Below are 12,057 nucleotides of genomic sequence, written 5' to 3'. Positions count from 1 at the left end.
TTTAGTTCGCCTCTTTTCCCGTATTATTTTGCGTGTGGCCCTTATCGCCCCATATTTTTTGATAAACGACATTAACCAAACTTGCACGAGTAACTATACCGACTAATTTATTATCCGAATCAATTACCGGAATATAACTCTTGTTACGGCTCATGATGCGGCTAAAATTGTCTCGCAAATATTCATCCGGACCAACTGTGCTTACTTTAGTAATCAAGATATCACTAACGCTGCTTGCCTTAGAATAATTTCGTTGCAAATCATCAATTGAAATATAGCCTTTCAGGTGATCGCTGTTATCAACCACTAAAAGGGTATCAACACGGTTTTCCTTCATCATGGTTAAGGCATCAGATAAAGAAGCACCCAAGTCAATCTTAATCGGATTAGTTAGCATCACGTTTTTAACTTTTACGGTTTCATATTTTGCTTCGGACAGGCGCTCTTCACCGATCAAACTTTTAACATAGTCATTTGCAGGATGATGTAAAATTTCCTCAGGCGTTCCTACTTGAATCAACTGCCCATCATGCAAAACAACTACTTTAGTTGCAAGCTTTAATGCCTCATCCATGTCATGAGTGACAAAAACAATTGTTTTGCCTAATCGCACTTGTAAGTTTTGTACCAAATTCTGTAAACTTTCGCGAGTTATCGGATCTAATGCTCCAAAAGGCTCATCCATTAATATGAGATTTTGGTTTGCTGCCAGTGCGCGTACAACTCCGATTCTTTGTTGTTGACCACCAGACAGCTCAGTCGGATACCTGTCTAAATATGATTCCGGCAATTCAGCCATTTGAATTAACTTTTGCGCTTCACCAGCTAATTTTTCCTTAGGCCATTTTAATAGCTTGGGTACCAAAATAATGTTTTCTCTAATAGTCATATGAGGCATCAAACCATTATTTTGAATAACATATCCAATATGACGTCTCAAGTTGACGGGATTAAAACTTTTAACGTTTTTACCATTAACCAGCACCTCGCCTTTAGTTACGCTGTTCATGCGATTAATCATCCGCATCAAAGTAGTCTTTCCTGAACCGGAGGTGCCAATTAGGCAGCAAAAATCACCTTTATCTATTTCAAAACTGATATGATTAACAGCCGGATTTTTCATTTTAGGATATATCTTGGATACATCTTTGAACTCAACCATTGGTATTTTTTCTCCCATAAATTTTCCTCCTTTTCAATATTTCCTTAATTTAATCCTAACAAGTAAATGGAGCATAATCAACAATTGACCATTTTATGCTCTTTTTATATTAAAAAAGAAGCACAAAAAAGCACTGCCTTGCAGTGCTTTTTAATAAAACTAAATTTTTCTTTAATTACATTGAACCTTCAAAGACATCCCATGAACTGTGGAAATAGTCCCAGCCAGAATAGATAGTAAAAATCAGTGCAATATAAAGTAAGATAGTGCCTATATGATAAAAGTCTCCAATTAGCAAAAAGATAATTGAAAGCATTTGACATGTCGTTTTGATTTTACCCGGCATAGCTGCAGCCATAACTTGTCCCTTATTCTCCGCCAAAATCAAACGCAATCCAGTTACTGCCAATTCACGACAAACAATTATTGCTACAACCCAGGCCGGAGCAAGTTTTAAAGAAATTAACATTATAAATGCAGTCATAGTAAGCATTTTGTCAGCCAAAGGATCCGCAAATTTTCCAAAATTTGTAACCAAGTTGCGTGACCTAGCAATATGACCATCAAACCAATCAGTTGCAGAAGCAACTGCAAACACAATCGCAGCTATTACAAATCTCCAATATACAGTAGTGCCAGCAACTTTAAAACTGGCATCACCACCAAAAATGACAATTAGCATGAAAACCGGAATCAATAATATTCTAAAAACCGTTAACTTATTAGGCAAATTCATTCTTAACTTTTCCTCCAAAAATAGTTACTATTTTTTATCATCATTTCCACTAGAGGAAGTACCTCCGGAATGGCCAGAATCATTATTATGATCAGTGTTATTTGATTGATTATTATCATGATTCGATTGACCATTATTCTGGGAACTTTGATTATTTTGAGTATTTTGTTGACCATTATTTGTATTCGAACTTGCACCATTATTACCATTAGAATTATCAGTTTGGCTATGCTGTTGATTTTGCTGGTTCGAATTACTATGTCCTGAATTATTATTCGTAGTTCCAGAATTATTTTGACTTTGATGTGGTTGGTTGCTTTGAGTATTTTGAGTATTCCGATGTTTGCCAATATAAAAGGTTAAAGAAAGACTCGAATTTTGAGCTGTATATGGTACTTTTCTGCCACCAATCGTTACTGATGTTCCCAGAGCGTTGCTAAATGTAACAACGACAGTTTGCGCAGTTTCTGGAATTCGTAAAGTATGCTTTTGACCAGCTGTTAAAGTCTGACCACTTTGAGTTACGCCATTCATTGCAATCGAAACTGTAGTCGCTTGATCACCGGCTCTAACAACTAAATTGCGGTTATTTTTAAGGCCGGTAATCTGAAACTGATTTGCAGCCAGTTCCTTAATCTTAACTCTCTTCTTTTTAACTTTCTTAACTTTGCGGTGTCGTTTACCACTATCCGAAGAAACAGAAACATCATTTGCTTCGTTGTTATTTTCATTGCGACTAGAAGAAAAATGAGCAAATACAACGTAGCATACCAAAATTACTACAACTATCCCCAAACCGACAATGATTCGTGGCAGATAATCCTGCCAAATCTTTTTCTTATTACTGGTGGTTTTACGTACTTCCTCACTTTTATTGTCAATCGAGTCTTCGACAAATTCTTCAGGTTCGGCTTTAGGTATGTCTTCGTGGTATTCACTTAGCAACTTTTTGCCATCTAAACCAACTATCTGTGCATATTGTCTAATGAAGGCTCTAACGTAAAAATCACCAGGAAGTTTATCAAAATCGTTTTGCTCGATTGCAGTCAGATATCTACCTTGAATTTTGGTTGTTTTTTCAATGTCTTCAATTGAAAGTCCCTTAGCCTCTCTGGCACTGCGTAATTTATCTCCGATATCTGCCATAGTTACCTCTTCAAATTCTAAATTTACTCTTTGAGTATAACATATACTACATATAATTATTACATTTAAATAAGCCAGCCGCCACTAACATAAATGGTCTGACCAGTTAGATACCCAGACTGAACGTCAAGTAAAGTTTTGACCCAATAAGAAATGTCCTTACCCTCTGCTAAACGACCAACAGGTATTTCACCCTTAACTTCTTCCATCGTTTCAGGGCCAAGCACGGAATTCATTGCTGTATTGACAGCACCGGGTGCAACAACATTAACCGTCAGGTTAGCTGAAGCAACTTCGCGGGCATATGCTTGGGCAAACCCTTCAAGACCTGATTTGGAAGAACTGTATGCCGCTTCCATAGCACTACCTGAACCACCGTAAACTGATCCTAAATAAACAATACGACTATAATCATTTTTTATCAAATGAGGTTCAAATAGTCCTGTCAACTTAATTGGGGTAATCAAGTTTATGCGCATAATCTCATCAATTTTGGCCGTATCTTGACTACTAACAAAATTATAATCGGTAATTCCCTGGGCAAATACCACAGCGTTAACTGGCAGTAAATTATTAACAAATTCTTTTAAATCATTATTTTCAGCCAGAAAATCTAATTTGATGGGAATAAAATCCTGCTGAGGATATTTTTGACTCATTCCTTGAGCCAAAGAATAAGCTTTTCGCCAATTTTGACTGCAATGAATGTAAAGAGACCAACCAGCATTAGCCAACTCAACACAAATAGCTTGACCAATGCCACCTGTAGCACCAAATACAAGAGCTCGCTGCAATTAAAACATTCCTTTTATTCTATTTTTTCTTTAAATATTGAAAATGATCTTTAATAACTGAACTAATTTTCTTGAGAATAGTTCAGTTATGTATTCACATTCAATTTTATTTTACCATTATTTTTTCACAAATTTGAACTAATAAAACGACATGATAAACTTTCTTAAAAATTAGCTCTTATCTCCCTCTTTTTTAGGCGGTAATAAAACTTGGCGAGGCTTTGAACCTTCAGATGGGCCCACAATACCTTTTTCTTCCATTTCATCAACAATCCTAGCTGCACGATTATAACCAATACGAAATCTTCTTTGCAAGAGTGATACACTGGCCGTTTGTTGTTGCCTTACTAAATCCACTGCTTGCTCATAGAATTCATCTTTTGGCTCATCATCTTTATTTTCAGAATTTTCTTGGCCTTTTTGTGGAATCATACCTTTATCATATTCGGGTTTCTGCTGTTTCTTTACCCAGGAAATGATATTTTCAACCTCATGTGACGAAACATAGGCACCCTGAATACGTTCAGGCTTTGAAGCACCAACAGGCATATATAGCATATCGCCGCGGCCAAGTAATTTTTCAGCTCCAGTCTGATCTAAAATAGTCCGTGAATCAATACCACTCGAAACAGCAAAAGAAATTCGTGAAGGAACATTTGCTTTAATCAGGCCGGTTATAACATCAACACTTGGTCTTTGTGTGGCCAAAATCATGTGAATACCAGCTGCCCGAGCCATCTGGCCCAAACGGACAATTGCTCCTTCAACATCACGTCCGCCAACCATCATTAAGTCACTAAGTTCATCAACTACCACTAAGATATATGGTAACGGCTTCATTGCCGGTTTTGATTTATCTTGGTTATTCAACCGCACCTTTTCGTTAAATTCACTCATGTTACGAGCTCCACTTGCAGCAAACAGTTTATAGCGGCGTTCCATTTCTTTAACGGCTTTACTCAAAGCATTTGCAGCCAATTTTGCATCAGTAACTACCGGTATCAACAAATGAGGCACACCATTATAAACAGAAAGCTCCACCATCTTTGGGTCTATCAAGATTAACTTAACCTGATCCGGCAATGCTTTCATTAAAATACTGGTTAAAATCGTATTAATAGCAACAGATTTACCAGAACCGGTTGATCCAGCAATCAAAAGATGAGGCATTTTAGTCAAATTAGCCGAAACAGTTTGGCCACTGACATCCTTACCCAAAGGAACCTGCATAGGATCCTCTTTGGCCCTGGCACTCTGATTTTGCATTACATCCTTAAAAGCAACAACTGAAGTGTTCTTGTTAGGTACTTCTATTCCGATATACGGTTTACCGGGTATTGGTGCTTCTATTCTGATATCTTTTGCAGCTAACGCGAGGGCTAAATCGTCAGCGAGATTAACAATACGACTGACTTTGACACCAACAGCCGGTTGAACCTCATAACGCGTAATAGTCGGACCCAATATTGCCTTTTTAATAATAACGTTAACACCAAAACTCTTGAAGGTAGATTGTAATGTCTGAGTATTTTTGCGAATGAGAGCTTTATCAGTACTTTGGTCAATATTTTTTATATTATCAAGTAAAGTTAACGGCGGTTTTTGGTAATCCGGACTAACTTTTTGATCTTGTTTTAATTCACCGTGGTTTACTGCTCCTAATTCTTCCTTAATCTTTTTATCTTCTTCAACAAAAGAATATGATTTAGGTAATGATGAAACAGAAGAATTATTTTGTTGTGCTTTATCGCTATTATTTTGACTCGCAACTTGAATTTGCGGCTCAACAGGAGCATGTTCCGGAATATCACCGTATTCTGCCTTATCAGATGGAAAAGCAGTTACTTCGTTTTGATCTATGTTACTTACAGAAGAGTTATCATCCACAGTAAAATCATCCACGTCCGGAAAAACTGGAGCTTTTGTACCTACTGAATTGCTGTCTTCCTGTTCATGCAACTCGTTTTTTTTCTGCTCACGCTTCTCTTTGAAAGAGCCGTATTTATCTTTTATTTTGCTACCAGCTGCTTTGTTTTTATTAATAAAAAGCTGACTAACAGACTGAAATTTTTTGATAATTGTCGAGAATTTAACATCAAAAAACATCAAAATTCCACTCGGTATCAATAAAATTGCAATTACACGCAGTCCTATATGACCAAGTAAAGGGTAAAAAATCTGATAGCATAAGGCGCCTATGACTCCACCGCCGATATTTTTGGTAACAGCCATGCGACCGAATTCAGCTGAAATTTCATGCCAAAAGACATTCATAAAAGCATTATTAACGAATTCACGTTCAAAATAAATACTACTTTGAATCAATAAAATTCCCAAAATAGCAAAAAATAGTCCACAACTGCGTTTGAAGCTAAAGTGCATCGGCTTATTATAAATCAGCATAACCAAGCCGAACACAATGCAAATACCAGCTGCGAGCAAATAGGAATCGCCAAAGACCAGGCGAAAAGTATTTGCTACTTGCTTACCCAGGATCCCAAACTTGGCAAATGCTAAAGCTGAAATAACAATTTGTAAAAGTCCGACAATTGCCCATTTAATTCCAGTATTCTGATTTTTCTTTCGAGCCTTTGTGGTTTTTCTCCCTTTCTTTTTCGGCATGATATTACCTAGTCACTAGCTAAAAATTAGCTTGGAAGTTCAAGTTGACTGGTTTATCCAGCGTAATTTGAGTAACTTGATAAGTTAATGTTTCAATATACTCAACTAAAGGTCTACTAAGCAATTTGTAATCAGCCTTACTAAGATCACTGCCATCACCAAAATAATTTTTGATCTGAACGATTTGGCTAATCATCCCACTTACTGAGAATTCCCCTGGAGCAGGTGCCACATCAAAAATGATGGTGATATCAAAATAATTACCATCTACCCCTGCATCTGTTGTGCCATCATCATTTTGTTTTTCAACTTTTTTAAGGCCAAAATTAACTTGATCCTTAGTTTCAGGTTCTTCATTAATATCGTAGTGAAAATTTTTTACTAACACTGGTGTTTCTTTTGCAAAATCCATTTTAATTTCCTCCCAAATTTCTTTCATAGCGTTCAGGACGATTGTAGTTATCTTTTAACTTGTCATTTTCATAATGATGAGAAGTTTCCAGTTTAGGAAAACCTTGTTGACGTAATGCTTCAAGCAAAACTATTGCCACTGAATTAGCTAAATTGTAACAACGAATATTATTTGACATAGGTATGCGCAAATTACGTTCGTAATATTCTCGCATAAAAGTTTCAGGTAAGCCAGTAGTTTCCTTACCAAATATGAAGTAGTAATTTTTGGAAGAATCAGTGTAATCTACTTCAGCATAATTTTTGGAAGAAAATTTAGAAATAAGATAAAGCTCATCCTGCGGTCCTAACTGCTTCAAAAAGGCATTAAGATCATCATGAAGTCGCACATCAACTTTATCCCAATAATCAAGCCCGGCTCGTTTCATTTTTTTATTATCAATTTGAAAACCTAAGGGCTCAATTAAGTCAAGAACTGTATTAGTACCAGCACAAGTGCGAGCAATATTTCCCGTGTTTGCTGGCATTAATGGTTCGTATAACACTACATGATTTGTCAATCTTTTTTCTCCTTCAACATCAAACTTCTAAATAAACTAGCCTTATTCTTATTTTTTTCAATCAGCTTTTTTTTCATTTGGCGCAGCAATTTGAGTAGTTTCTTCGCCTTCATCTTCTCTAAAAACTTGAGAAACATTACGGTAATAATTATAAACACGTAAAATAATGATTTTTAAGATTGCATAAATAGGAATACCAAAAATGACACCCCAAAGTCCCCAAACCGCACTGGAACCAATTAACAATAAAATTGTAGTTACCGGATGCATTTCCATTTTATTACCCATTACGAGAGGACTGATAATTCTTGATTCAATTGTCTGCTCGATTGCAAAGACAATCAAAACTTTAATGACCATTGGAACTGAAAGCATGATTGCAATTACAATTGCAGGAATAAAGGAAATAAACGTACCAAAATATGGGATCAGGTTAAGTAAACCACTTAAAACAGCAAGTGCAATGCCATACGGTAAGCCCACTATGCTATAACCAATGGCAAACATAATTCCTACCCAAAAGGCAACTGTGATCTGTCCCCTGATATAAGAAGCTAAAGCGGTGTTAATATCATAGAGCAGTTCACCAAAACTCTTTTGCCAGCGCTTAGGTGCAAATTGGGTTAAATAGGGCCGTAAATTATGGGCATCTTTTAACATAAAGAAGAGAATAAAAGGTGCCGTAAGTAAAGTCATAACAATAATAGTTACTACACTGATTGCTGAAGAAATATTGCTCAAAGCGGCATTTATGGCTTCGTGACCAGATTTGAAAAGCATATCCTGTGCGCGATTAATAGCATCATTAATATTGCCTTTTACACTATGAAACTGCGGTTTGCTCAGTGCTTCTTGTACAGCATTACTTGCATCCTTCCAAATATGTGGCCAATGTGCAATTAATGAATTAATTTGACTTTGAACAATTGGCAATAGCGTATTAACAATCCACACCAGCAAAATTGCCACAAGAAGAAACAGTCCCAAGATCGTAACCAGTCTCGGCACTTTAAATTTCCGCTCTAAAATATCAACCAGTGGGTTCATGATATAAAATTGAATTAAAGCAAGCATTAGTGGTGGCAAGATTGCACTCACGAATACTTTAGCAGGGTTTAAGACAAATGAAATTTTGTTGAACAACCAGATTACAAGGAAGAACAACAAAATGTTTAGTAACGCAATACTAAACCGATTATTCAAAAACCATTTTTGAAAGATGGTTCTTTTTTTATGTTTTTTCTCAACTTCCATCAAATCATCCTAATCAAATATGTTCATAAATTATATCATCGCCAACGTTAAATTCAGGCAGAGTTTGCTTGTCACCTAATGTAAGATAAACAGCATTTGCCAAGGGATTTTTAGACTTTTTTTGATTAAAGAAAAGTGTGGCGTGTCCCAATGCCTTCATGTCACTGACAACCATGGCGCCAACATAATCAGCTACATATGTTTGACCATCAATTGTAATTGTATCCCCTTTTTTCAAAATAAAACCAGTCAGTGGCGACTCAGAGTCAAACTTTTGCATAATTGAAACATCCACCAGTTCAGCTGTAACATTTTCACCAAATAAAATCACCATATTGCTCTTAGGCTCTATAGCTTGTTTACCAATTTTTGTAATAGTTGCTGTCCACTTCATAATTTGTTCTCCTTAAGCTCTAATTTTAGCATAACAAAAACCGCTTAACTAATATATAAGCGGTTTTATTTGTTAGTTCTTTATTTCTGATGATAAAGGAGCCATTTTTTAATTTCATCAATTATGACTAATGGAATAGGTAGGCAGAACAGGAATAGCCAGTCAACTGGCAATAATCTCGTCGTATTGAATAATTGTTGCAATCCTGGAGTTACAGTTAAAGCTAAAAATAGCAGTATTTCAAAAATAATGCCATACCAGATATTGCGGTTACTAAAGATACCTTTCTTGAATAAAGAAACTTTGTTTGTTCTACAATTCAAGACATTTGCAATCTGAGTAAAAATAATTGCTCCCAAGACCATTGTGGTTGCACGCATGTATACCGAGCCCTTAGCAGCTAAAGGCACCTGCGGCCAACCATTTTGGAAGTTAACGAAGAAGTATGCGCCAATCGAAATGGCACTGGAAATGAGACCATACCATAAAAATGCTTTGATAATTACACTTTTATTAAGCAAGTGCTCATTGCGTTTACGTGGTGCCTGTTTCATAACATCTGGATCAACTGCTTCTCCTCCTAGCCCTAATGCTGGCAACATATCTGTTCCCAAATCGACTGTCAGAATCTGCATTACTGTCATTGGTAAGGGAATCATACCTCCTGAAAACAGGAATAAAATTGAAGGAAAGGCTTCCGGCACATTTGAAGTTAGGATATAAGTCAAGAACTTACGAATATTGCTATATACTGCCCGTCCTTCTTCAATTGCGGCTACAATTGAAGCAAAATTGTCATCAGTCAATATAATATTAGCAGCGTCCTTTGCCACGTCTGTGCCAGTGAGACCCATTGCGATACCGATATCAGCTTGCTTCAGTGCAGGGGCATCATTAACTCCATCACCGGTAGAGGCGACAATTTCACCGTTTTCCTGCAAGGTCTTAACAACCTTGTATTTTTGTTCAGGAGCAACCCGGGCAAAAATCACTTCTCCTTTTAGCGCTTCTCGCAAATCTGCATCACTCATACTTTCGAGTTCATCACCAGATATGACCCGCGCCTTGTCTGAAGTTAAACCGATTTGGACAGCCACTGACTTAGCCGTTAGCTTAGAGTCACCGGTAACCATAATAATCTTAATCTTGGCTTGGTGACACCTTTTAACAGCATTATAAATTTCTGGACGAGGAGGATCGCTCATCGTAGTCAAACCAACGAATACCAAGTGTTGTTCAGCCGTTTCGATCGTTAACTTAGTAACGTCAGTATTCTCTTTTTCGACAATGCGGTAAGCCATCGCCATACTGCGGAAACCCTTAGCAGCATAATCAGCATTGTGCTTTTCCGCACGCTTTTTATCATCTTCAGTCAGAGAGCGAACCTTACCGTCAACTTGAATCTGGTCACACTGCTTAATTACGTCACTGAAAGACCCCTTAGTAAAAATAATATACTGACTGTCATTCCAGCGATGAATAGTTGACATGCGTTTACGATTAGAGTCAAAAGGCAATTCACGTAAACGAGGGTATTTAACCAGAACTTTCTGACGATCAAAGCCTGCTTTTTCAGCCATAATAATTAAACAAGCTTCAGTTGGAGTTCCCAAAATTTTTGGTTTACCCCCTTTAACTTTGCTGGGTTGAACCGCAGTATCATTATCTAAAGAAGCTATCTGTACCAGCTTATGCAAGTCGGGGTTTTCTTCATACCATAACTGCTTCTTATTCAGCTCAATCTGACCATTATTAACATAGCCGTTACCCGTAACTGTATATTCATTTTGCAGCGTCCAAATGTAATGAATAGTCATTTGATTCTGGGTTAAAGTACCAGTTTTATCTGAACAAATAACTGTGGTTTCGCCTAAAGTTTCTACGGAATTCAATTCTTTAACTAAGGCATGCTTTTTAGCCATTCGCTTAACTCCTTGAGCTAAGCTTAAAGTAACAGTTGGAAGCAATCCTTCAGGAATAAAGGCAACAATCATACCTAACGCAAAGATAAAGGCCTTGGCAAAAGGATATTTGACGAAAAAGATTGCCGCAATTAAGAATAAAACCCCAATTGAAACTGCAATTATTGATAATTGCTTCGTCAGGCGATTTAGTTCCTGGGTTAGTGGACTATCAACTTTATTTTGCTTTTGGGTTAGCTGCGCAATTTTACCAAATTCAGTATTCATCCCTGTGGCAAAAGCAATAGCACGAGCAGTACCAGAGCCAACTGTTGTCCCAGAATAAACCAAGTTTGCTTCCGCATAACTGCCTTCGCCTGGGGCGTATTCTGTAGTTTTTGATTCTGGCACAGATTCACCATTCAACGCACTTTGATCAACCTGCATAGAACTAGCAGTAATCAGCCTGGCATCAGCCGGAATGGCATTACCGGCCTGAAGAATAAAAACATCTCCCGGAACCAATTCTTTGGCATCAATCTGCGTTTTTTTACCATCACGGATTGCTTGAACATAGGTGGGCAACATATTATTCAAAGCATCTGTCGCTCTTTTAGCAGCTCTTTCCTGCCAAAAGCTGAACAGTCCGTTAATGATATTGACCATCCAAATGGCAATTCCTAATTCAAGCGTCCCACTAAACATGGCTACGGCACCTGAGATCCAGAGCAAGATTGCCATCATACTAATGAAATTTTTGAAGAAAGTTTTCCACTCGGATTCTTCCTCGGACTTTTTAATTTCGTTACGACCATATTTTGCCAATCTTGCGGTTGCTTCAGCAGAAGTTAAGCCTGCCGAAGATGAGTGAAGATTAGTATAAACTTCAGAAATATCATTCTTAGCGTATAGCTCTCGAATTTTATTTTCTTCCATTTCCAACATACCTCTTGTTTAAATTTTTTGTTTTTATACTAATAAAGCCGACACCATACTTTACCACTTTTTAAAATGATAAAGTCACTCAATATTTTACAATTGCGTGTCATGCTATACTAATTATTGAGACAATTATAA

At 37.1% G+C, this 12,057-nt stretch carries 10 protein-coding genes; all 10 read right to left on the bottom strand.

Translation table 11 applies throughout. From position 1 onward, the window contains the following. Position 1 precedes the first annotated feature (1 nt). The 10 genes from Q0R51_RS05685 to Q0R51_RS05640 all read right to left on the bottom strand — a co-directional run bounded on the left by Q0R51_RS05685 (position 2) and on the right by Q0R51_RS05640 (position 11,916). Entirely contained in the window at positions 2-1,180 is a 1,179-nt protein-coding gene (locus Q0R51_RS05685) for a betaine/proline/choline family ABC transporter ATP-binding protein (RefSeq protein ID WP_046324593.1), read from the bottom strand. 157 nt (positions 1,181-1,337) lie between these two features. Then, positions 1,338-1,898, bottom strand: a complete 561-nt coding sequence (pgsA, locus tag Q0R51_RS05680; protein ID WP_294757270.1) for a CDP-diacylglycerol--glycerol-3-phosphate 3-phosphatidyltransferase — start codon at positions 1,896-1,898, stop codon at positions 1,338-1,340. Positions 1,899-1,925: 27 nt separating this feature from the next. Continuing rightward, positions 1,926-3,044 carry a RodZ family helix-turn-helix domain-containing protein gene (locus tag Q0R51_RS05675; protein ID WP_294757268.1) on the bottom strand — a complete coding sequence of 373 codons (1,119 nt, stop codon included), beginning with the start codon at positions 3,042-3,044 and terminating at the stop codon, positions 1,926-1,928. Between the two features lie 65 nt (positions 3,045-3,109). Next, positions 3,110-3,838, bottom strand: coding sequence for an elongation factor P 5-aminopentanone reductase (locus Q0R51_RS05670; RefSeq protein ID WP_046324590.1), 729 nt, complete (start codon positions 3,836-3,838; stop codon positions 3,110-3,112). A gap of 171 nt (positions 3,839-4,009) precedes the next feature. Beyond that, positions 4,010-6,460: a DNA translocase FtsK gene (locus Q0R51_RS05665; protein WP_294757266.1), complete on the bottom strand. Its 2,451-nt coding sequence runs from the start codon at positions 6,458-6,460 to the stop codon at positions 4,010-4,012. Positions 6,461-6,479: 19 nt separating this feature from the next. Further along, positions 6,480-6,872: a DUF1149 family protein gene (locus Q0R51_RS05660; protein WP_122025839.1), complete on the bottom strand. Its 393-nt coding sequence runs from the start codon at positions 6,870-6,872 to the stop codon at positions 6,480-6,482. A 1-nt stretch (position 6,873) separates the two neighbouring features. Then, positions 6,874-7,431, bottom strand: coding sequence for a tRNA (cytidine(34)-2'-O)-methyltransferase (locus Q0R51_RS05655; protein ID WP_294757263.1), 558 nt, complete (start codon positions 7,429-7,431; stop codon positions 6,874-6,876). Positions 7,432-7,488: 57 nt separating this feature from the next. Next, on the bottom strand, positions 7,489-8,685 hold the full coding sequence (locus Q0R51_RS05650) for an AI-2E family transporter (RefSeq protein ID WP_294757261.1): 1,197 nt from the start codon (positions 8,683-8,685) through the stop codon (positions 7,489-7,491). Between the two features lie 13 nt (positions 8,686-8,698). Next, positions 8,699-9,079: a PTS glucitol/sorbitol transporter subunit IIA gene (locus tag Q0R51_RS05645; RefSeq protein WP_122025836.1), complete on the bottom strand. Its 381-nt coding sequence runs from the start codon at positions 9,077-9,079 to the stop codon at positions 8,699-8,701. A gap of 80 nt (positions 9,080-9,159) precedes the next feature. Further along, positions 9,160-11,916: a cation-transporting P-type ATPase gene (locus tag Q0R51_RS05640; RefSeq protein WP_294757259.1), complete on the bottom strand. Its 2,757-nt coding sequence runs from the start codon at positions 11,914-11,916 to the stop codon at positions 9,160-9,162. Between the last annotated feature and the right edge of the window lie 141 nt (positions 11,917-12,057).

It is taken from the genome of uncultured Lactobacillus sp., from assembly GCF_946477725.1.
In the GTDB taxonomy this organism is placed as follows: Bacteria; Bacillota; Bacilli; order Lactobacillales; family Lactobacillaceae; genus Lactobacillus.
The sequence above is the reverse complement of the archived record's forward strand: the minus strand, read 5'-3'. Positions and strand labels throughout refer to the sequence as shown.

Bases quoted from the DNA above. Each gene is read 5' to 3' on its own strand.
- Q0R51_RS05685 (WP_046324593.1), bottom strand. From the start codon at position 1,180: ATGGGAGAAAAAATACCAATGGTTGAGTTCAAAGATGTATCCAAGATA.
- pgsA (WP_294757270.1), bottom strand. From the start codon at position 1,898: ATGAATTTGCCTAATAAGTTAACGGTTTTTAGAATATTATTGATTCCG.
- Q0R51_RS05675 (WP_294757268.1), bottom strand. From the start codon at position 3,044: ATGGCAGATATCGGAGATAAATTACGCAGTGCCAGAGAGGCTAAGGGA.
- Q0R51_RS05665 (WP_294757266.1), bottom strand. From the start codon at position 6,460: ATGCCGAAAAAGAAAGGGAGAAAAACCACAAAGGCTCGAAAGAAAAAT.
- Q0R51_RS05660 (WP_122025839.1), bottom strand. From the start codon at position 6,872: ATGGATTTTGCAAAAGAAACACCAGTGTTAGTAAAAAATTTTCACTAC.
- Q0R51_RS05650 (WP_294757261.1), bottom strand. From the start codon at position 8,685: ATGGAAGTTGAGAAAAAACATAAAAAAAGAACCATCTTTCAAAAATGG.
- Q0R51_RS05645 (WP_122025836.1), bottom strand. From the start codon at position 9,079: ATGAAGTGGACAGCAACTATTACAAAAATTGGTAAACAAGCTATAGAG.
- Q0R51_RS05640 (WP_294757259.1), bottom strand. From the start codon at position 11,916: ATGGAAGAAAATAAAATTCGAGAGCTATACGCTAAGAATGATATTTCT.